This window comes from Rhodococcus sp. 14-2470-1a, assembly GCF_002259425.1.
GTDB lineage: Bacteria > Actinomycetota > Actinomycetes > Mycobacteriales > Mycobacteriaceae > Rhodococcoides > Rhodococcoides fascians_E.
On record NZ_NPFZ01000043.1, the window covers coordinates 1 to 21617 of the forward strand.

Annotated in this window: 19 protein-coding genes and 1 pseudogene; 6 read left to right on the forward strand and 14 right to left on the reverse strand. The window is 63.8% G+C overall.

Annotation, left to right across the window (positions count from 1 at the left end; genetic code table 11):
- Positions 1–789: 789 nt before the first annotated feature.
- From CH292_RS25870 to CH292_RS29070, 5 genes and pseudogenes are all read right to left on the reverse strand, one after another.
- On the reverse strand, positions 790–1599 hold the full coding sequence (locus CH292_RS25870; protein ID WP_032401329.1) for a F510_1955 family glycosylhydrolase: 810 nt from the start codon (positions 1597–1599) through the stop codon (positions 790–792).
- Between the two features lie 383 nt (positions 1600–1982).
- Positions 1983–2822, reverse strand: coding sequence for a hypothetical protein (locus CH292_RS25880; protein WP_094656082.1), 840 nt, complete (start codon positions 2820–2822; stop codon positions 1983–1985).
- 238 nt (positions 2823–3060) lie between these two features.
- Positions 3061–5403: pseudogene (locus tag CH292_RS25885) on the reverse strand (transglycosylase domain-containing protein).
- Positions 5403–6233 (reverse strand): N-acetyltransferase, encoded by an 831-nt coding sequence (locus CH292_RS25890; protein WP_128645572.1) that lies wholly within the window; start codon positions 6231–6233, stop codon positions 5403–5405. Before CH292_RS25890 ends, CH292_RS25885 begins: the two are co-directional and overlap by 1 nt.
- A gap of 91 nt (positions 6234–6324) precedes the next feature.
- Entirely contained in the window at positions 6325–6702 is a 378-nt protein-coding gene (locus tag CH292_RS29070; RefSeq protein ID WP_179278099.1) for a hypothetical protein, read from the reverse strand.
- A 115-nt stretch (positions 6703–6817) separates the two neighbouring features.
- Here CH292_RS29070 and CH292_RS29075 point away from each other — a divergent pair, with 115 nt between their 5' ends.
- The 3 genes from CH292_RS29075 to ccsB all read left to right on the forward strand — a co-directional run bounded on the left by CH292_RS29075 (position 6818) and on the right by ccsB (position 9953).
- Positions 6818–6985 (forward strand): hypothetical protein, encoded by a 168-nt coding sequence (locus CH292_RS29075; RefSeq protein WP_155288775.1) that lies wholly within the window; start codon positions 6818–6820, stop codon positions 6983–6985.
- A 342-nt stretch (positions 6986–7327) separates the two neighbouring features.
- Positions 7328–8980 carry a cytochrome c biogenesis protein ResB gene (locus tag CH292_RS25905; protein ID WP_052061714.1) on the forward strand — a complete coding sequence of 551 codons (1653 nt, stop codon included), beginning with the start codon at positions 7328–7330 and terminating at the stop codon, positions 8978–8980.
- Between the two features lie 4 nt (positions 8981–8984).
- A complete protein-coding gene (ccsB, locus tag CH292_RS25910; protein ID WP_094656084.1) occupies positions 8985–9953 on the forward strand; it encodes a c-type cytochrome biogenesis protein CcsB in 969 nt (322 codons plus the stop codon).
- Positions 9954–9962: 9 nt separating this feature from the next.
- Here the strand turns inward: ccsB and CH292_RS25915 are convergent, their stop codons facing one another.
- Positions 9963–10094, reverse strand: coding sequence for a DUF3703 domain-containing protein (locus CH292_RS25915; RefSeq protein WP_080733457.1), 132 nt, complete (start codon positions 10092–10094; stop codon positions 9963–9965).
- A 154-nt stretch (positions 10095–10248) separates the two neighbouring features.
- Here CH292_RS25915 and CH292_RS25920 point away from each other — a divergent pair, with 154 nt between their 5' ends.
- Positions 10249–10881 carry a TlpA disulfide reductase family protein gene (locus tag CH292_RS25920; protein WP_080736598.1) on the forward strand — a complete coding sequence of 211 codons (633 nt, stop codon included), beginning with the start codon at positions 10249–10251 and terminating at the stop codon, positions 10879–10881.
- Entirely contained in the window at positions 10878–11699 is an 822-nt protein-coding gene (locus tag CH292_RS25925) for a cytochrome c biogenesis CcdA family protein (RefSeq protein ID WP_032375700.1), read from the forward strand. Before CH292_RS25920 ends, CH292_RS25925 begins: the two co-directional genes overlap by 4 nt.
- Positions 11700–12015: 316 nt before the next feature.
- Here CH292_RS25925 and CH292_RS25930 read toward each other — a convergent pair whose 3' ends face one another.
- From CH292_RS25930 to CH292_RS25940, 3 genes are read right to left on the reverse strand one after another with little or no spacing between them, the layout of a single operon-like run.
- The gene (locus tag CH292_RS25930; RefSeq protein WP_306437489.1) at positions 12016–12735 is read right to left on the reverse strand and encodes a DUF305 domain-containing protein; all 720 of its coding nucleotides are present in this window, start codon (positions 12733–12735) and stop codon (positions 12016–12018) included.
- Between the two features lie 43 nt (positions 12736–12778).
- Positions 12779–13297, reverse strand: coding sequence for a DUF6153 family protein (locus CH292_RS29685; protein ID WP_373454702.1), 519 nt, complete (start codon positions 13295–13297; stop codon positions 12779–12781).
- A 4-nt stretch (positions 13298–13301) separates the two neighbouring features.
- Positions 13302–14249 (reverse strand): NlpC/P60 family protein, encoded by a 948-nt coding sequence (locus CH292_RS25940; RefSeq protein ID WP_032375702.1) that lies wholly within the window; start codon positions 14247–14249, stop codon positions 13302–13304.
- Positions 14250–14650: 401 nt separating this feature from the next.
- Here CH292_RS25940 and CH292_RS25945 point away from each other — a divergent pair, with 401 nt between their 5' ends.
- Positions 14651–15154 carry a hypothetical protein gene (locus CH292_RS25945; protein WP_176457804.1) on the forward strand — a complete coding sequence of 168 codons (504 nt, stop codon included), beginning with the start codon at positions 14651–14653 and terminating at the stop codon, positions 15152–15154.
- 16 nt (positions 15155–15170) lie between these two features.
- Here the strand turns inward: CH292_RS25945 and CH292_RS25950 are convergent, their stop codons facing one another.
- The 5 genes from CH292_RS25950 to CH292_RS25970 form a co-directional block, all read right to left on the reverse strand.
- Entirely contained in the window at positions 15171–15899 is a 729-nt protein-coding gene (locus tag CH292_RS25950; protein WP_045841173.1) for a TVP38/TMEM64 family protein, read from the reverse strand.
- An 86-nt stretch (positions 15900–15985) separates the two neighbouring features.
- Positions 15986–16324 carry a metal-sensitive transcriptional regulator gene (locus CH292_RS25955; protein WP_032375786.1) on the reverse strand — a complete coding sequence of 113 codons (339 nt, stop codon included), beginning with the start codon at positions 16322–16324 and terminating at the stop codon, positions 15986–15988.
- A gap of 299 nt (positions 16325–16623) precedes the next feature.
- Positions 16624–18888, reverse strand: coding sequence for a cation-translocating P-type ATPase (locus tag CH292_RS25960; protein WP_094656086.1), 2265 nt, complete (start codon positions 18886–18888; stop codon positions 16624–16626).
- Between the two features lie 29 nt (positions 18889–18917).
- Positions 18918–19865 carry a hypothetical protein gene (locus CH292_RS25965; protein ID WP_094656087.1) on the reverse strand — a complete coding sequence of 316 codons (948 nt, stop codon included), beginning with the start codon at positions 19863–19865 and terminating at the stop codon, positions 18918–18920.
- Positions 19866–19897: 32 nt separating this feature from the next.
- Positions 19898–20101, reverse strand: a complete 204-nt coding sequence (locus tag CH292_RS25970) for a heavy-metal-associated domain-containing protein (RefSeq protein WP_094656088.1) — start codon at positions 20099–20101, stop codon at positions 19898–19900.
- Positions 20102–21617 lie beyond the last annotated feature (1516 nt).

Consider the following 21617-nt stretch of genomic DNA (forward strand, 5'->3'; position numbering starts at 1 on the left):
AAAGCCACCACCGGAACCCGCCAACCACTACAGTGAAGACCGCTCACGGGTGACGAGTTTCGCCGAGCACAACTGCTGAAATTCGCTGAGCCTCGTCATGAGGTTCACCAGTAGGGCCGATGCCGTCGTGGAGAAAGTGTGCCGTGAACTGCATACGCCGATGTGCACCCGATGGACGGCATTCCACACCGACCTCTTGGAGCACAGTTCCCGGCCCACCGGAAACGAGCTGCGCCAGCACCGATGCTGTGGCGTCCCCAAGATCCAGCTTCGCCAAACCATCCGGAATCGGCCGACTCAGATCAACGCCGAGCTCAGCCCACGTCTGAGTCGCGCTCACGATCGGGCTGCGCCGGGCCACCCCTGAGGTCAAGTCCCACTCGAATGCCCACGCCGAGGGCCGATCACGCAGAGGAGCCAGACGATTAGCAACCTGAACCCACACGCCATGAACGCGACCAGACACATCGTCGGCAATCGGATCAACGCCAACCGTCCGCGAACCATGACTACACCGAACAGGGCTCCCATTTCGGCACACCTGCATGACAGCATCCAGTACGGCCTCGGAATCTCTACGCCAAGTATTTCGGTTGTCCTCATTCCTGGATATCTCGGAGTCGGACCCCGGTGTCATCGCGGGATCTCGTGGCGGGCCGAACCCCAGGGGAGGAAGAGGGAGTAAGCCGCTCAACAGCGGCAAGCGCCCGCATCAGCCGCGCGGGTGACCGCCTGCGGTCGCGTCGAAATGTCGCTATCTGTTGTCGGGCTGGTCTCGACCGGGCCGAGTTACGTCAGTGTGTACAACGCCTGGGGGCTGGCTGCGTAGGCGGTGTCGTAGTCGACCGCGGTCAATGCCTCGACGGACCCGGTTGCGGAACGCTTCTGCCAATCGGCGCCGTTGCGACTACGCCAGGCGTATCCGTCGGTGTCGATCCCCCACAGTGCATCGCCGGCACCGGCGAGCAATACCAAGTTCGGTGCGTCGAGGACAGGAGAGAATGTTCGGGCCGTGTCGGTGCTGTGCTGAAGTCCATCAGGTGTCACCGCCCATACTCCGGAGCTCGTAATCGCCAACGACGCCGCGGGCGCAGCGGCGCCGGGAGTCCAGGTGGAGCCGCTGTCGGCGGAGACGAGTAGACCGGTACTGCCATCGAATCCGACGAGGATGCGTCCATCGGCAGCCAGCGCGTGGAAGTCGACTTGTCCCTCCAGTGACCGATCCGACCACGACATTCCGCCGTCATTGCTGCTACGCAGTCCCAGTGGGTTCGCCGCCGTGCTGGATTCGCCGGGATGACCGGAGGTGAAGAGGGTATCGGTGGCCGGTACACCCGACAAACCCATGAAGTCATCGTCGGAAGAGCCGACCCTGGTCAGGTTTCCGGACGAACCGATGGCGAAGAGTCCTGTGTGGCTACCAGCGAGGACGGTGCCATCGGCGTTGACGTGCAATCCGTGCACATGAGCCAGTGAGGAGGTGAAGTCGACCACTGCCGGATCGGCCGCGCCGTCAGTCGCTGCCGGAGCGGAACATCCAACGAGGGACAGAGCTGCGATCAGAGACGGCAGCAGGATGCGGGAAAGCGAGATGGACATAAAGTGCGGTTCTCGTTCTGTCGATGAGGGCTCGGTGATGTAATCGCTTGAGCGTCAACGCCAAGTGATCTCCCGGTCAGGCGCGGTGAACATGACCGGATACGGCGGCTGAGGTGGACGTGACTGCTCGGGCGGTATGTGCGGGACGACGTAGACGCATCGACCTTCATCTCCATTCACTTAATCTCCAATCACTGAGGCGATGTACGAGCGCGGATCGTTCGGCGGCGAACAGCCGTGGCAGCGACATCGCACCGACGATCGGTATCGGCTGAGTGCGAACAATTCCGACACCTTCACCCGCCTCGCCGTGGCGAGCACTCAACTACTAACCAGCATAGTATTTCGGGCAGGTCAGGCCGAAGTGCCCATCCGGTTCGGTGTCATCGCAGATGCGCCGGTGCGTCGCCCGGGGTGATGCCGACGTGGACGTGGTCGCTGTGCACGTCGTCGGTGAAGAATCCTGGACGGTCACCGTTGAGGTCGGTCGGACCTCCGACCTCGGTTGCGCCCAGTAGGGCTGCCGCAGTGACGAATTCGGAGATCGTTGGGTTGTTGAAGGGATCGTCGACAACGCGCCGACCGTTGATTTCTCGGATGTCCACCGCTCGTCCCACTGCGTGGTTGGACAAGCGCGGGTGCGGGAAGACGGTCTGGATGTGACCGGTGTGCATCACCTGCACTGCGTAGGTGAATCGATCGGCAAGTCCGAGCATGATCTGGAGCACATTGTTGTTGATGCGTCCGGTTCCGATGTCGAGTCGTGCAGGCTCGGAGAGCGTGATGCGAGGGCTGCTCAGCACCGACGACGCAGCGGCGGTCAGTGGTACTGGGGACCCAAGAGAGGTCAAAGGGTTGATCTTTTCCACCGTCCAGGCCGCGCCAGCGGCGATGTCGCGCTTGAGCCGGATATCGAGTGCCATCTGCCGGGTCGTCTCAGCCGGCTGCGCGAGCGTGGGGCGTTGTAGGAGTTGGTCGAACAGCACGATCACTGCAGCACTCTCTGGACCGATTCCGGCGTACTGCGGATACACCACTCGCAGGGTGCTGGCGAGGGCCTCGTCGGGTTGAAGCAGTGCTGCCGTCGCCGCGACTTCGAGCGATACCCCTGCGGTGCGCAAGCTGTCGAGTACTCCTCCTCCCTCGCTCCAGCTGCCACCTGCTTCGAGGAAGCTCGTCGCTGCGCGTTTGATCTCGGGCATCACTTCGCCAGCTGTCGGCATCCACCGCCCCGGATTCACCGGGGCCGATGATCGACTGCTCGGTGCGCTCACGGCCGGGGACCGTGCGGGAGATGCGTTACTGCTCGGTGCGAGGCTGGGGGATTGTCTGTCGGCGGTGTTGATGGTGCAGCTGACTGTGAGCGGCAAAACCGCTGCGGCTGTGAGCAGTTGTCGACGGCTGACTGTGATGGCGTTTCCTTTCGTGCGCGGGGGTCTCAAGGGTGAGTGTCGTGGGTGATCACCGCGGCGGCGGTAGCGGCAGGCCGGGAATGTCGATACTGGGCGGCGCTGGCGTGGGCGTGCGGTCGGGGGCGGGGGAGCCGTCACTGATGTACAGCGTGATCAGCGATCCCGGGATCGCCGCGCCGGATGGGGATGTGCCGGTAGCGGTACCGCGAGCGCCCTGACCGGTGGTGGTGACGACGGTCACCTAGAATCCTGCTGCTTCCAATCTCGATGTGGCCGACGACTGGCTCATGCCGCTGACCTCAGGTACTTGGCCGTTGGCGGAGCCGCGGACGTATTTGTCGTCGACCGGTGGCAGCTCGATGGGGCCGAAGTTCGAGGCGATTGGGTCCATCGCGTCGTACCAGGTTCGTGCGGGTTCGTTACCGCCGTAGAGGTTCCCGGAGCTGCAGGGCCGCAGTGGGAAGGAGCAGATCTGGCCCGGTGTCGGTGAGTCACCGTAGGTGTAGACGGCGGCGGCGTAGCGGTTGGTGAAGCCGAGGAAGCCCGAGGATCGGTTGGATTCGGTAGTGCCGGTTTTCCCGGACATCGGCAGCGTCCAGCCCACGGACCCGGCCGCCGATGCCGAGGTTCCTCCGGGTTGGTCGTCCTTGCTCATCGCGTTGGCGAGTGTGTTGGCCAGGCCGGGTTCGACGACCTGCTCGCACGCTTGTTGTGTGACCGGTACAGCTACACCCTCGCGGTCGGAGATGGAGTCGATCGGGTTCGGCGGGCACCAAGTACCTCCCGAGGCGAGGGTAGCTGCGACGTTGGACAGCTCGAGCGGGTTGACCCAGGTAGGTCCGAGTGTGAACGAGCCGAGGCTTTGCTCTTTCTGGAGGTCGGCCATGCTCTGCTCGTCGAATCCAGACGAGCCGGGGAGGGTGTAGGAGCGAAGCCCTAGCCGCACTGCCATGTCGACTGTCGGTGTGACACCGACGGACTCGAGCAACTTCACGAACGCCGTGTTCGGTGATTGCGCCAGTGCGTCGGTGACCGTCAGCGCCGGTGGGTAGTTTCCGACGTTCTCCACGCAGTAAGCGCCCGCCGGGCAGTTACGCGCGCCGCCGTCGCCCAACCCCCTGACCTCGACGCGCCGGGGAACCTGCAGTGTGGCGTTGGTGCCGAGTCCGCGTTCCATCGCGGCGGCAGTGGTGAATATCTTGAAGATCGACCCGGCGCCGTTGCCTACGAGTGAATACGGTTGCGGCTGAACCGTTTCGTCGGCGTCGGCATCGAGTCCGTAGGTGCGACTACTGCCCATGGCGAGGATGCGGTGTTCGTCCTGTCCGGGTGCGACGACATTCATCACGGTGGCGACACCGTCGAGGTCGGGATCTGTGTTCGCGGTCAGTGCGGCCTGGGTCGAGTTCTGCACCGCCGGGTCGAGAGTCGTTTTGATCAGATAACCGCCCTCGTCGATCTGCTCGCGGCTGATACCGGCGTCCTCAAGATATTGGAGTGCGTAGTCGCAGAAGAACCCTCGATCACCGGCGGCGATGCATCCACGTGGGAGGGTGTTGGGCTCGGCCAGCACCCCCAATGGCTCGGATTTGGCGGCCTCGAATTCTGCGGCTCGGTTCGGGATGGTTTCGATCATGTTGTCCAAGACAAGGTTTCGGCGGCTTGTGACTCCCTCGACGTTGGTGTACGGGTTCAGTGCCGAACTGGACTGAACCATCCCTGCCAGCATCGCTGATTGCGTCGCCGTTAACTCGCTGGCATCGACACCGAAGTAGGTTTGCGCGGCGTCTTGGATGCCGAACGAGGCATTGCCGAACGGAACCAGGTTCAGATAGCGGGTCAATGTCTCGTCTTTGGTCAATTCTCTGTCCAAGGACAACGCCATTCGGATCTCGCGGATCTTGCGAGCCGGCGTGGTCTCGATCGCGGCACGCCGCTCGGCGTCGGTGTCAGCGACGACCAGTAATTGATAGTTCTTCACGTACTGCTGATCGAGTGTCGATGCGCCCTGCTCGACCTGCCCGCTGGTGGTGTTGGTCAAGAACGCTCGCAACGTTCCCTGCCAGTCCACGCCCTGGTGTTCTGCGAAGCGCCGGTCCTCGACGGAGACGATCGCAAGCTTCATCTCGTTGGAGATCTTCGCGCTCGGCACTTCGGAACGGCGTTGCTCGTATAGCCACGCGATCGGGTTGCCTGCCACGTCCGTCATCGTCGAGATGGCAGGAACTACGCCCTCGGCGAGTTCGCCGGAAACGTTGTCGTCGGTGTCAGCGGCGCGGTTCGAGACGTATCCCAGGCCACCGACGATGGGGAACAACACTCCTGCAAGCAGCACGCCTGCGAGCGCAGTGCATCCCACGAGTTCGAACACCGTTCGTCGGGTGCTTGACATCATCGTCTCGTTTCTGTCGACGGGGCAGTGCTCGCGGTCGTCCGGGTTGGTGGGACCGACAAGGGGAGCGGAGCACGGCCGCAGCGGCCGTCTAGCTCTCGCCGGTAGGTCTGCATGGTCCGGCCATCTCGATCGAGACGGTTTCCGCTTTTCTGCCATCCGAGGCGCTCGTAGAAGCCGCCTGCATTGTCGGCCACCCCGAGATCGGTGGACAGCTCGGCGCAACGTGCACCTGCCCGCGCAGAGTCGGATTCGAACCAGTCGAGCAACTGTGCACCCACTCCGATCCCTCGCACCCGTGGGCTCACCGCTATCGCAACGACGACGGCGACACTGTCGGCCGGGGGAGTCTCGGGTTCGCCGTTCGGCAGTGGGATGGGCCGAGCGCGCGCCACCGCTCTGCACCAGGGGCGAAGACGCGTACGAACGAACCGCATGGCGGTGCGCGGGCGGACTGCCATCGCCGCACCGGCGTGTGCAGCCAACGGCAGCACGGTCATCTTCTCGCGCAGTAGATCACCGATATGGGCATGGTGATCGAGGGTGCCGAGGAGGAATCCGACGACGGCGCCTTCGCTATCGGTTGCGACAAGAGCGATGGCGTGTCGTCGGTTGACGAAGCTGCGGTGCCACCGGCGCAGGAACCGTGCTCCCAGCTCGGGGAACAGGCCAATCGGTAGCTCGTCGAGGTGCAACTGCGCGCTCTGCGGTAGATCGTGCGGCCCGGCCTCGCGAAGGACGATCGCGACTCCGGGAGGAGGCGCGGCGGGGTTGGGATGAGGGAAACAAAGGTGCGGCGTAGACGATGAAACGTTGAAGAAGATATGCATGGCGTTGTCCTCGACGAGGCAGGCTCGCGCCCTCACCGCGGAGGCGGCGCGCGAGAAGAAAGGTGGACCGATCTGCGCAAACGCAGACCTCTCACACCCTCAGAAGGCATGCCGCGTCGAGCACGGACATCGGCGCAGGGGGAGAGACCGACCTCTCAGTTGGCGACGATCTCGATGCCTGTAGACCTCGAAGCTGGTGCAGCAGCACTGTCCATCCGGTCCGGCGCAGCAACATTGCCAGCCCTAGCGCAAGGATCGCCACCGCTATGTGGACGGACCCGATCAGGGATCCGTGATTGTCGTGATGACTGGACGCGCTACCGCCGATCCCCTCGTCCTGCTCCGGCACCGACGTGTGCTCGATTTCCGGGACGCTCTCGATGACCGCAGCCAGCGGAGCGTGGCCGGGCTCTGCGGTGGTGTGTGCGACCTGCGACATCATCAGCACCGCCACTGCCGTGGCCGCCATGATGGACCAGAGCAGAATTCGGCGAATACACTCGCTCAACCGAATCGGACACACACGACGAAAATAGCAGATCCATGTCGCCGTCTACCCGCGCTAGCGACGAATACCGTGTGCGGTGACGCCTCCAGCGTTCCATGCGGGCCGCACCCTCAACTGCCAGGCATTGTTGGGTTCGACGTTGGCGCAGGGCCGTGGTGACCCAGAGGGCGGCGGGCCCGTCATCGAGCAGGTGCGCGGCGGCGCGATCCACGGTGACCAGTACATCCTCGTAGGCCAGTCGTAGTGGCGCTCGCTCATCGAGTTGGGACATCGCGACATCCTCGATCAACTGCAGAGGGAACCGCGCCGCTTCGTACTCGGCACGCAAAACAGCTAGTGCAAGTGTGCCTGATCTCACCGCACAGGTATTACTCCGCGGGATGAAACGCGTTTGGACGGCATGAGTAGAAGAACCGATCCGCGCCTACCGTGGGGCCGAAAGCGGCCTAAACCGAACCGCAGCCCGGCAGCGTTCCGGATGGACCAAGTACCACGTTTGTGGTTGCAGCACTTACCCTCTCGCCCAGGCGACTACCGCGCACAACTGCACACGGCCCATCAACTACTATGTTGCATAGTAATTGAGATGCAATCGTCGAAAGGGTGTGGCGGTGTGACAGCTGATCAAACCCCGGCGCTCACATCGCAGGGACGGTTACGCAGAGCAATCGCTGCGGTGCGCAACAGGTGGCGGCAACTGACCTCGATGCGAACGGCACTGGTGCTGCTGTTTTTGCTCGCTATCGCAGCAATCCCAGGCGCCCTGCTGCCACAGCGCAATCTCAACACCCAGGCGGTTGATTCCTACATCGCAGCGCGCCCGGCTCTCGGGGCCGTCATGGACACGCTGGAATTGTTCGACGTATTCGGAAGCTTCTGGTTCACCGCCATCTACGTCCTACTGTTTGTGTCGTTGATCGGCTGCCTGACTCCCCGAATGATCGAACACGGTAAAGCCCTTCGCGCACAGCCAGTTCGCGTACCCCGAAACCTTTCGCGACTACCGCTTCATCATTCGGGCGCTCTCGCCGGTAGCCCGAAAACCGTCATCGACGACATCGCGCCCCACTTGAGAGGGTGGCGTACTGCCGTTAGGCCCGAGCCCGATGGGGCGCTCACCCTCTCCGCCGAGAAGGGCTATACCCGCGAAGCGGGAAACCTACTTTTTCATTTCTCGCTGATCGGTCTGCTCGCGGCCATCGCCATCGGCAAGCTCTTCGGTTACGAAGGATCGGTCATCGTCATCGCCGACAACGGGCCCGGTTTCTGCAACACCTCGCCCGCCATCTACGACTCCTTCCGGGCCGGCAACAGCACCGACGGAACCGGGCTGGAGCCGTTCTGCATCAGAGTCAAGGACTTCAACGCCGACTACCTTGAGAACGGCCAGGCAGAGATGTTCACCTCGAACATCTCCTACCAGTCCGCCGACGACATCGCCGCAGACACCTGGCGCGACTATCAACTCAAAGTCAACGAACCCCTCCGGCTCGGAGATGAACGCATCTACCTCACCGGCCACGGATACGCCCCGGAATTCACCGTGACCTTCCCCGACGGTCAGAGTCGAACCGAGGCCCTGCAGTTCCGGCCCGACGACGCCACCACGTTCCTGAGTAGCGGGGCGTTGCGTTTCGATCCACCCGGCGGGACCTATGCCACCGCCGATGAGCGACGCCGCGGCCAGATCGCCATCGAAGGCCTCTTCGCTCCCACTGCGCAATTCAACGGAACCCTGCTCTCCTCCCGCTTCCCGGACTTGGTCGATCCTGCTGTGGCAGTGGATATCTACAAAGGAGATACCGGCCTCGACACCGGCATACCCCAGTCGATCTTCTCCCTGGACCAGGAGATGATCAACCAGGGCCGACTTGTCAAGCAGGATCGGGTGAACCTGCGTCCCGGTGAATCGACGACCCTCACCGACGGCACCAACATTCGATTCAACGGCGCCAAGGAGTTCGCCAACCTGCAGGTCGGATACGACCCCGCACAGTTGTGGGTGCTCGTGTTCGCGATCACGATGATGACCGGACTGTTGGTCTCGCTGGTGATCAAGCGACGTCGAGTCTGGTTCCGTGTACTCCCGGCCGAAACAGGACGATCGAGCGTAGAGATGGGCGGGCTCGCCCGCACCGATCACGCCGGATGGGGACCCGAATTCGAGACCCTCCGCACCGAAATCTGGACGCCGCGGACAAAGAACCACTCCGAGACCCTCGATACAGAAACGGTGTAGCGCCATGCCGATCGACGACAACCTCGCCCGCTGGAGCGACATCAGTTTCGAGACCGCCTTCGTGGTCTACCTTCTCGCCGCGATCCTGTTCATCGCACAACTCGCAACGACACGAACAGCGACTCTGAGCCGGGCCTCGAGTCTGCATCCGCAACTGATCGCAGCGACATCATCGACACCGGGATACGTGCCGGTCCCCGAGCGAAGAGCCCCGTCCGAACGCCTGGGCCGCACGGGACTCGCCCTGGTAATGCTCGCACTCACTTTGCATATCGGGTCGATCGTCCTGCGCGGGATCGCCACTGGCCGCCCGCCGTGGGGAAACATGTACGAATTCGTCTCCGTCACCTGCGCGGCCGGCATACTTGCCGGACTGATCGTGCTGCGCTCGGAGCAACTGCGCACACTATGGTTGTTCGTCCTCGTGCCGACCTTGATCCTGCTCTTCATTGCCGGAACTGTGCTCTATGCCAACGCGGCGCCCGTCGTACCAGCCTTGCAGTCGTATTGGCTCCCCGTGCACGTCTCCATCGTCTCGCTCGGCAGCGGGGTGTTCCTGATCTCCGGTGCAGCCAGCACATTGTTCCTGATCCGGATCCGATATCCCGACAGCGCCGTCCCCGACAGCAGAGTGGGCCGGATCGTCGCCCGTCTCCCCTCGGCGCACTCGCTCGACGTGCTGGCGTACAAGACCACCATCTTCGCGTTTCCCCTGTTCGGAATCGGTGTCATCCTCGGCGCGATCTGGGCGGAGGCCGCGTGGGGCCGGTTCTGGGGCTGGGACCCGAAAGAGACGGTCTCATTCATCGCGTGGATCATCTACGCCGCATACCTGCACGCCCGGGCCACCAGCGGGTGGCGTGACACCCGGGCCGCGTGGATCAACATCGCCGGATTCGTGGCCATGCTGTTCAACCTGTTCATCATCAACATGGTGGTCTCCGGACTGCACTCGTACGCTGGTCTGAACTGATGTCGCCTGCTAGCCGCCGCCCTGTGCTTCGGCGAGGTCATGCGGCACCGGTCGCGTCAATCCCGCGTCGACCCGGCCGGTGTTGCCGACCGGGTATCGACCGGACCAGGATCCAGGAGCCACGACCACGATCCGAATCAACTGACCGCCTCGTGTCCGTAGTGCATTCCGGAGAGGGAAGTCACAGTGCCCCGAGCTTCGTCACCGGCCAAGACTGGGGCATCGACCGCGTCACCGATCCCACGATGTTCGAGACATCGGCGCAGATCCGTACTGCAGCAAAGGCGTCGACTTCATGAGACTCGGCCGCCCTACGGGGGCTCGCACACGCGAACAGAGCAGTCTGCCCGCCACGGCAACGGCATCCATCCTTGCCGTTGTACTCCTGGTCTCCGGATGTTCCGCAGGCGCCGACGCCGTGCCCTCCGGAGGTAGCTTCGATTTCGTTGCACCCGGTGGTCAAACCGACATCGTCTACGATCCCCCCGAAACGCGCGGAACCATCGGTGAACTCGCCGGACCCGATCTGATGGAGGAAGGTAAGAACACCGCTCTGTCGGACTATGACGGCGAGGTGGTCGTGATCAATCTCTGGGGTCAGTGGTGCGGCCCCTGCCGCGGCGAAGCCGACGACCTCGAAGAGGTCTACGAAGCAACCCGCGAGCGCGGTGTGCAGTTCCTCGGTATCAATGTTCGAGATCCGCAGAAGGACAAAGCGCAGGACTTCGTTGTCGACAACAATGTCTCCTACGCCTCGATCTACGACCCCTCGATGCGGACGCTGATCGCCCTCGGCGGGAACTACCCGACCAGCGTGATTCCCTCGACGCTGGTACTCGATCGAGAGCACCGGGTGGCGGCAGTGTTCATGCGTGCCCTCCTCGCCGAAGACCTGCTCCCTGTCGTCGAACGGATAGCAGACGAATGACTGTTCTTCTTGCCCAAGGCGGCGTTGGCTCGACGTTCCAAAATCTGGCATCGAGCGGACCTCTGGTACTGGCGATCGCCGCATGTATGCTCGCCGGGCTGGTCTCGTTCGCGTCACCGTGCGTGGTGCCCCTGGTGCCGGGCTACCTGTCGTACCTGGCGGGCATCGCAGGTGCCGACGTGCCGTCGCTCGCCGCCGCCTCGACTGGTGAAGCACCGCCGAAGCTGGCAAGCCGCTGGCGCGTGGCAGGTGCAGCGGGGTTGTTCGTCGCCGGCTTCACCATCGTCTTCGTCCTCGCCACCGCCTCGATTTTCGGGGTCATCGGCACCCTGCGCATCAACGAACAGGTGCTTCAGCAGGTCGGCGGTGCCATCACGATCATCATGGGCTTGACGTTCATCGGGTTCATTCCCGCATTCCAACGCGACACTCGATTCGCGCCGCAAACCATCTCGTCTCTTGCTGGAGCGCCGCTGCTCGGTGGCGTGTTCGCGCTCGGCTGGACGCCGTGCCTTGGCCCCACGCTCGCCGGGGTGTTGTCCGTTGCCGCTGGCACTGAAGGCGCAACCGCAGCGCGCGGCGTCACTCTCATCGTCGCCTACTGTCTGGGACTCGGTCTACCGTTCGTGGTCCTCGCGTTCGGCTCGAGTTCGGCGATGCGCGGTGTCGGCTGGCTACGGCGGAACTCGCAGAGAATCAAAGTGGCAGGCGGAGTGATCATGATCGCCGTCGGTGTCGCCCTGCTGACGGGGGTGTGGGGTCTGTTCATTGCCTGGATACGCAATGAATTCGTCAGTTCGGTTGTATTACCCATCTGAGAAGGAAACCGAGCAGCCGCACGTGCAAGACCACGCCTCCCCAACTGCCAGTGCCGGTGGTATCGAACCCACTCTCTGTCGACGGCGCGCCCCCGCCGGGCCGCGATGACCCGATCCGAGAGCCGCCCCCTGTCCCTACCGCGGATCTGCGTGTCCCAAGGACCCCGCAGGCGGGTGCATCAGCAGGGGAGGGCATGTTTCCGGGGCCGTGTTGATCGGTGTGGCAGCTAAAAGGGCCAGGTCCTTCGAAACCGAAGGGCGGGGCTCGGTATTAGCCGAGCCCCGCCCTACGGTTGATAGTTCCCAGAATTGAGAGTTACTGGGCGAGCAAACTTTCCATTGTGGAGATTTCGCTCTGCTGCGCATCGATGATTGTGGAGGCAAGCTCCTTGGCATCAGCATTGGAGCCGTCGGCCAACTCGATCTGAGCCATCTCGATTGCCCCCTTGTGGTGCTCGATCATCATGGTGAGCCACATGGAGTCGAACTCCGCTCCGTTAGCGGCCGACAACATGTCCATGTCTTCCTGGCTCATCATGCCGGTCATGCCACCGCTCCCCATGTCCATACCGCCCATGTCCATTCCGCCCATGTCCATTCCGCCCATGTCGGCGGACGCTGCGGGCTGTCCCCATGCGGTGAGCAGGGCATTCATCTGCTCCATCTCCGGTGCTTGAGCTGCTTCGATGGCCTGGGCCAGCTCGATGACCTGAGCATTCTCGGTTCGGCCGTCGACAAGTGAAGCCATCTCCACCGCTTGTGCATGGTGGGGGTACATCCCTTCGACGAACGTGACATCGGCATCGTTGAATTCGGCCGATGCTTCGGCGGAATTCTCGGAGGACGACGAGGCCGGTGTATCGCTGCTCGACATGCCGGGCATGTTCATTTCGCCGTCGTTACTGCTGCAGCCAGCGAGAACTGCGGCGGCGACAGCGGAGGCCGCCGTTATCGCGATCGTGAAGCGGGTAGGTCGATTCGAACGCATAACAAACTCCTGAAATTGTTGGGGGGTGGTTCGGATCGACAGGCGCACTGGCCTGTCGATATCTGTGTCTCACACAACGGTGAGTCACCTGTCAGATCCGAAGCACAGACAATTCGGAGAGAGTGAATATGGTCCAGGGTGGCGGGTGCCCGGTTCGATGACGAACTGCCGACAGTCGCGCAGCGTGGACGAGAGAACCGGCGAAGCCCACAACGATTGCCCGTAAGACGGCCAACGCCGCGACAGCACCGATGATAGCCAGACACAGATGCATGACCGAGCTGTGATCGCCACAGCCGTTCCCGCAGTGTGCTGCGGAACCACTCTCCGATGCTGTCGCAGATGATGCTCCCGAATGCTCGTCGACGGCAGGTGGAGCGCTCACCGTCGAGGTCATCGAGTGTTCGCCGATACTCGTCGCCGTTGCGAACGACATCGGCGCAGAATGCATGAGAAGGACTCCGAACAGCACTATCGAAGCGCAAACAGCACCTAGGAGCCACTTCTGGTTCATAGGTTCCGTGGCTGAAGTCCTCACCGGTTCGATCTTACCGGTCTGCCACACGGGCATCCGGTCTCCTCGCAGTCGCGGCGTCCGGACCGTGGACATCGAATCAGGTGGCGATGGGCCGGTTGATTGCGGTCACTTCATCCCAGGGAACGGGCGCGACTTTGACGACGTCGCCGCCGGTGGGGGCGTTGACGTATTTCCCGTCGCCGATGTAGATCCCGATGTGTCCGATCGGTGAGTAGAGAGAGATGAAGTCACCCGGTTGCACTGATTCGCGGGAGACAGGTGTGCCCGCTCGTGCTTGGTCTGCGGCCACGCGTGGAACGGTCAGTCCCAGTTGTTTGTAGGCGAAGTAGATCAGTCCGGAGCAATCGAAGGACCCCGGCCCGGTAGCTCCCCAGGAATAGGGTTTGCCGAGTTGGTCGAGGGCGATGCGCATCGCCTCCGCTGATGTTCCACTCGCAGCCGAGACGGCGGCGGGTAGCTCGGAAGGATTCGTGGTGCCGGGGCTGACGATGGCAGCTCGATCCGCATCGGTGAGGGCGGCGAATTGGTCGGTGATTTTGGCGATCTGATCGGCCAGGTCGGTCTGGCGTTGCTCGAGGTCGCGTTGTGTACGTGCGGCGTCCGCCTCGGCTACCGCAGCGGACGCCTGTGCTTGCCGGGCTTGTTCGAGCTGGTCTCGCGCTTCGTCGTCGATCTGTGTCGAGTCGGCGAGTGCAGCGGCTCGATCGGCGAGGATCCGGTCCAACAACACCATCTGATCGAGTAGTTGCTGTGGGCTGTCCGCGACCAGAACGGCCCCGAGAGGGGATTGCGGTACACCTTTGTACGCGGCGTCGACAGCTGTGGCCAGTGCTCGACGGTTGGCAGATGCGGCCACTTCGGCTTCCCGAGCCGCCGCCGAGGTCTCGTGGGCGAATTGAACTGCGGTACTCAGTTCGCCGCGGCGACGATCGAGGGTGTCCTGCGCGGCGTACATGCTCTCGGTGAGAGTGAAGGCGGTCGCATTGAGTTCAGCGAGTTGTCGTACGGCTTCGGATGCGTTCACCGGGGGTGCAGCAGGGTCCGCCGAAGCTGGAGCATTTACCGAAAATGCCGCGGCAACAACGATGATCGAGGCGATCAGGGTAGCGCGGACACGCCGCGTCGGGCCTGAAAAAGAATGCACAGAAGAAATCCTCTGGGGTCGGTGTGGGTTCCCTGCGTCACCAGCGAAGGAAACGGAGCGCGGCGAGAGCCGCATGGGACTGTGTCCGGCCTCGCCGGTCACCATTGTCGGGTATCGGCAGTCGGAGAGGGTTCCTCACGGTCGGCTGAGGCTCGCGTCGACGCTCGACGCCTGTGCCGTATGGGCGGCGAGTCGGCGTCGATTGACGCCGACTCACCGCACCTGCAAACTACTATCATTCATAGTAGATGGTGGGGTGGTATCCGCTGACCGGGAGAGGGATGACGACTGTGACGATGCGTGACTGGCCGGCGCGGCGTTGGGTGGCCGCGTTACTGGGCGCGACGGTGGCCGCGCTGGTCGTGGCGATCCCCACCGGGATCATCCACACTGCGTTCTACGTTCGAATGACCCCGGTGTTGTGGTGGAACTATCCGGTGTGGATTGCCACCGCAGTTCTCAGTGGCCTCATTCTTGCGACATACGTGAGCACTGGGCTGGCGTCGTCGGTTTCTTCCCGTGTAGGGGTCAGTGCGAATGCGTTGTCGTTGTTGGCAGTCGGATGTCCGATATGCAACAAACTGGTAGTGGTGGCGGTCGGGGTGAGCGGTGCTCTGGATCTATGGGCACCCGTGCAGCCCGTAATCGGAGTGATGTCGGTGGGGGTGATGGTGTGGGCTCTTCGACTGCGAATCCGCGGGGAACGCGCGTGCCCTACTTCTCGCGTAGGTCAGGAGTTCGGCAACTCCGCTGGCTTTGGCGGTGCAGGCGCAGCAAAATTGTAGGATTTCTCGCCACGTCCTATCCGCGGTCCGGCAGCAACAGACGACGAAGGCGACCGCTTCTCGATGCGCCATCTGCGGTGTTGGGCTGTGCCTGCGACACCGGCAGGCGGGCGTCGGCCAGCAATCCTGCCACCCCGGCGGCCACGCAGGCCGACGTCACCACTATCAATGCCGGATTCGTTCGCCCGGTCAAAGCGTCCCCGAACAGCACCGCGGCGATCGTACCGGGCAGAATCCCCACGACAGTGGCCGTCGTGTAGGGCAGCAGGCGCACCGCGGAGAGTCCGGAGCAGTAGTTGACCAGGGCGAACGGTGCCGGGGCAATGAGCCGCAAGGACCCGACGGCCAGCCACCCCCGCCGAGCCAACCGGGCATCGATGGACTTGACCGCAGGATTCGTCAGCCGCTCCTGCACCGCGGTGCGCCCGAGCGCGCGCACCAGCAGCAACGCCAGCACAGCGCTGACAGTTGTGGCGGCGATCGTGACGGCGACCCCGGTGGCGGGACCGAACAACAGTCCGGCGCTGAGGGTGAACACCGTGCGCGGTACCGGGGCAATCGTCAACACCGCCTGGGTCAGAAAGAACACCACCACGAACGACGGGCCCATCGACTCCGCCCACTCGCGCACCACAATGATCGACGGGCGGGGTACGAGGGCGGCAGCCACTGCCAGTATTGCCAGCGCTGCCACGGTGGCGAGGACTCGGCGATCGCGCAGAATCGCCGATACGGTTTCGGTCATGACGGTCTCTGCCTGCGCCGCCTCGCCGAGGTTTCCGACAAGCACGCGGGAGTGGACGGCGAGGAATGGCTTCGCACTGCCGGTGCTCAGGAGCGGACGAGCCGTGAGATCGCGTCGGTGGCCTCTTTGATCTTCGCGTCGGCTTGGGGACCGCCGGCGATGGCGGCGTCGACCACGCAGTGGCTGATGTGAGCTTCGAGCAGGCCCATGGCCACCGCCTGCAAGGCTTTGGTCATCGCCGAGACCTGGGTGAGGATGTCGATGCAGTACTTGTCTTCCTCGACCATGCGCTGCAGTCCTCGGGCCTGGCCTTCGATGCGCTTGAGGCGTTTGAGGTAGGCGTCCTTTTCGGTGATGTAGCCGTGCGCGGCGTGATCATGGCCGTCGGTCTCGGCGGGTGCCTGCGCGGCCGCGGGAGTGGCCATGGTGTCCTCCTGGAATCCGAGTGTCATGCCGAGCATCCTCGATTATGCCCGCCCGGGGTATGGCGCGAGAGGGTCGGTCCGTCGAGTCGTCGCTGGGCCGCCGCCACAGCGCACATCACCGCGCAGCGGGCCACCGCTCGGGTCGCCGGGTGCCGGGTGATCTGCACCAAGGTCGTTGTCACGAAGGACATGACCCTCTCCTTTCGTAGGCAGCATCGGGGTTGTAGCGGTGGGGTGGGGTGGCGCGCCTGCATGCCACGCCCACCCCAGCCTTTTGGGTGCTTGTTCTACCCGCGCGGTTATCCGGTGAGGGACTTGAACCGGCGCAACCGCAAGCTGTTGCTGACCACGAACACCGACGAGAACGCCATCGCTGCACCGGCCAGCATCGGATTGAGCAGCCCGGCCGCAGCCAAGGGGAGGGCAGCCACGTTGTAGGCGAACGCCCAGAACAAGTTGCCCTTGATGGTGCCCAACGTTCGGCGGGACAGGCGGATAGCATCCGCTGCTGCGCGCAGATCACCGCGCACCAACGTCAGATCGCTGGCTTCGATCGCAACGTCGGTACCGGTGCCCATCGCCAGACCGAGGTCGGCCTGCGCCAACGCGGCGGCGTCGTTCACGCCGTCGCCGACCATCGCCACTACCTTGCCCTGCTCCTGCAGCCTTTTGACGACGTCCACCTTGTCTGCGGGCAGCACCTCCGCGATCACTTCGTGGATGCCGACCTGGTCGGCGATGGCACGCGCGGCGGCTGCGTTGTCGCCGGTGAGCATGATCGGCGTCAAACCCAGGCCCCGCAGCTGCTCGATCGCCTCGGCGGAGGTGGGTTTGACCGCGTCGGCGACGACCAGTACTCCGCGAGCCCGACCGTCCCAACCGACTGCGACGGCGGTCTTGCCCTCGGATTCGGCTGCACGCATCGCACTTTCGAGTTCGTCCGGCAGCTGCTGCGCCCGGTCGGCGAGGAGGCGGGCCCGTCCGACGATCATTGCGTGGTCGTCGACTATGCCCTGCACCCCGAGGCCTTCGATATTTATAAACTGCTCCACCGGTGGCAGGGCTCCGACCTTCTCGCGGGCACCTTTGGCGATGGCCTGGGCGATGGGGTGCTCGGACGAATCTTCGAGTGCACCGGCCAGGCGCAGCACCTGCGCGGTGTCCTCGCCGTCGGCGGTGATCACGTCGAGCAGAGTCATCTTGCCGGTGGTGACGGTGCCGGTCTTGTCGAGTACCACGGTGTCGACACGGCGGGTCGATTCGAGCACTTCGGGACCCTTGATCAGGATGCCGAGCTGAGCGCCGCGGCCGGTGCCGACCATCAGCGCGGTCGGGGTGGCCAGGCCGAGGGCACACGGGCAGGCGATGATCAGGACGGCGACGGCTGCGGTGAACGCGGCCGCGATCCCACCGCCGGTGCCGATCCAGAAGCCGAGTGTCGCCGCGGCAAGGGCGATCACGATCGGGACGAAGACTCCGGAGATCTTGTCGGCCAGACGCTGAGCTTGGGCTTTACCGGTCTGAGCGTCTTCGACGAGTTTCGCCATCTGTGCGAGCTGGGTGTCCGAGCCGATGCGGGTCGCCCGGACCACGATTCGGCCACCGACGTTGACCGTCGCGCCGACGACCAGATCATCAGGTCCGACCTCGACGGGCACGGATTCGCCGGTCAACATCGAATTGTCCACCGCGGAGGAGCCCTCGGCGACCACACCGTCGGTGGCGATCTTCTCCCCGGGGCGGACGACGAACTCGTCACCGACGATGAGTTGATCGGTGGGAATGCGCTGTTCGACACCCTCGCGCAGGACGGAGACTTCCTTGGCACCGAGCTCAAGCAGGGCCCGCAGGGCGGCACCGGCGCGCCGCTTGGAGCGTGCTTCGAAGTAGCGGCCGGCGAGGATGAAGGTGGTGACTCCGGCTGCGGCCTCAAGGTAGATGTTGCCAGCGCCGTCGGAGCGGGAGATAGTCAGCTCGAACGGGTGGGTCATGCCGGCCGTTCCGGCGGTGCCCCAGAACAGGGCATACAGCGACCACCCCAGTGCGGCGATGGTGCCCATCGAGATCAGGGTGTCCATCGTTGAGGTGGCGTGCCGCAGGTTGGTGAAGGCGGCCTTGTGGAACGGCCATGCCCCCCACACCACCACGGGTGCGGCGAGGGTCAAGGAAAGCCACTGCCAGTTGGTGAACTGCAGTACCGGAACCATAGCCATCGCGATCACCGGCACGCTGAGCACCAGCGATATGAGCAGGCGTTGGCGCAGCGAGGCGGTGGGGTCGATCTCGGCTGGCCCGGCCGCGTCGGGGTCGGTGGAGGAGGCGGCGGGCGCGGGGACCGTGGCGGTGTAGCCGGCCTGCTCGACGGTGCCCACGAGATCCTCGGTCGAGACATCACCGACGTAGTCGACGCGTGCTTTTTCGGTGGCGTAGTTCACCGTCGCGGTGACACCGTCGAGCTTGTTGAGCTTTTTCTCGATCCGGTTCGCGCAGGAGGCGCAGGTCATACCACCGATGTCGAGTTCGACTCGGCCGTCGGCGGTGGGGTGGTGCGTGACGGGATTCATCGTCGCTCCTCTCGGGGTGTGGTGGTGTGTCAGTGTCCGTGCCCGGCGGGCATCGGCTCCGGGGCGGCGGGCACCGCGGCTCCGGGGATCTGCCCGGCTGTCAGTGTGAATTCGGCGGTCCGCACCACTCCATCGTGCTGGAAGTCGAGGAACAGGCGGTAGTCGCCCGCGCTCGGGGTGGTGACGAAAAAGTCGATGCCTGGTCCGGGCGCGGTGACCCCGTCACCGGGGTGTCCGTCCGGGTGGACGTGCAGGTAGCCGAGGTCGGCGGCTCGCAGGGCGACCAGGTGCCCGTAGGCCCCGAGGTAGGGCTGCAGATCCGTGACGGGCTGCCCGTCCCGGCTGACCGCCAGGGTGAGTTTCGATGCCTGTCCCGGCTGGAGGGCGCCGTCGAGAGTGACGGTGTACTCGTCGACCACTGCGGTTGCGGCCACAGGCGGCAGTGGCTGCGGATCGTAGGCGCCGGCGACCTGCAGGTCGGCGCCGAGGGTGAGACCGTCGCCGCCATCCGGGGTGAAGTCCGCGAACACTCGGTAAGCCCCGGCGCGGGTCAGATCGAGCGGAACGCTCCAGGTTCCGGCGGCGTCGAGTACCGGATGCACATGCTGGAACCCCGACATGTCGCGGCGCACAGCGATCAGGTGCAGTTGCTTGTCGTGACTGTCGACGTAGCGGGTGACGGGCACTCCGTCGGCATCGAGGATGCGGAACCTCAGCGGCAGGTCCGCGCTGGCCGAAACCTGTGCCGTGTCCAATGCCAGGGTGTATCCGCTGTCGGTGACCATCAGTCCTCCAGGTGTCTGATCGGCGACCGGTGAGCCCGTGGTGGACACGGGTGCGGCGTCGTGAGTTGAGGTGTCGTGTGTGTCGGGCGGTGCGGCACCTTCGGGGCCGAAGGCGTCCCCGGCCCCGAAGGCGAGCCCGAAGACCGCGGCCAGGCCGACGGTGAATCCGGCGAACTTCGACGATGCGTTCATCGTGGGAATCTCCTGTCCGGGTCTGGTGTCGATCAGCCGGCGAGCTGGTAGCCGGCCTCATCGACGGCCTGGGCGATGGCCGCCTGCTCGATCGCGGTTTCGGAGTCGATATCGACCCGGCCGCTCGCGAGGTCGATATCCACGGCGGTGACACCGGGGATGCTGCTGATCTCCTCACGGACCGAGGAAACGCAGTGACCGCAGGTCATTCCGGTGACGGTGACGGTGGTGTTCATTGATGTCCTTCTTTCTTCGATTCGGAATGTGATCGAGGTCGTCGCGACCCACCTACAGATTTACCATACCCCCCTACGGTATGCAATGAAAACTTACCGCACCTGCGCCGCGGCGTGGCCGGGGCAGTGAACGGAACAATTCCAACGGCACCGGAGTGCCCCCTTGCGTGCCTTTCGATACTTCTCTGCGGTATGCAAACCGGCTTAGCGAGCGTCATTGAAGAGGGCTATGACGGACACAGCAGACGGGGTATCGACTCGAAAGAGCCAGAAGCGCTTTGGGGGTGCTCCTGACTACGCCGACCCACCGTCACCGGTCCTCGCGACGGAAATCTCGGGAACGTCGATCACCTCAGCCGACGCCGACATGAATAACACCGGCCGCCGCCTGCTGGCCGCCGATCCCGACATGAAATTCTTCGAAGCGCAGCGTGGATATGCGCGTCGACCTGGATCACCAGTTGTGGCGCAACGACTTCAGCGTCGGTTCCCTATATCCGGCGCCCGGGCGCGCCCATCCACACCCATGCATGCTTCGTTATCCAGGATCAGATAACTCCGGGCCACTGAGGCGTAACCGCCTGACGCTGCCACCCACGACGCCGCAAGCGCCGACCACCGACCTGGGCCCACGAGGGAGCCCGTGACACGGCGAGGTACGTGCCGGTCACCGAGCCGTCGTAAGGATCCACATCACTCTGTTACGTCCAGGACTTTCCAGTCCACACCGACAGCTGTGTGGGGCGGGGGCAAGGATGCGCGGGCGCAGCCGCCGGGGGCGACGGTCGCCGGTCTCGCTGCAGCACGGGCGCGAGGTCGGATCGGTGGGTGGCCCATCAACGCGGCGAAGGCACGTCACATTCGACAGTTGTTCGTGCACAGCGCTTTTGGCCACTGGTATATCAGCAATCCCTTGCACTCGTTGGGGCCCGCTAGACGTGCAGTCGACTTCTGAAACTGACACCGACACCGTCCGGCATTAAACGCGCTTAACGGATTTTTCGAACGGACATCAAAACGAACCCCAATCGCGTACTCGAACGATCACAGCCTTCCCGCCAAGTGCCGGTATGGCGATGACCACAACGAACGTCGAACGCGCAGGGTGATGCGCTCAGTCGCATTCTATTTTTCTCGTCCTCGCCGCGACCAGCAAGCGCCCGGACCACGGGAGACAGAGTGACCACGGTGCCGACACGACTGCGCAATCCTGCACACCCAAAACCCCTGCGAGCGAAATATTGCTGGTAGGGGGCACTTTGTGAAGTGGAGCTAGTCCAGAGGCCTCGTAGAAAGCACGGCTTGTGTGCTCAGCCGACGCCCAATCTCCGATTGGGTCTCGGCGCTGTGCCCACGTTGAGGATTACAGCAACGAGGCGTGGGCTCGAAGCGTGGCAAGGCACTCGTCGTAACTCGGTTGAACTGTCCTGGGACTGGTGGAGACTGTGATCTCACCAGGAGAATGCAGGTATGGGTGCACCAAGGAAGTTCGATGCCGAGACTCGTGAGCGGGCGG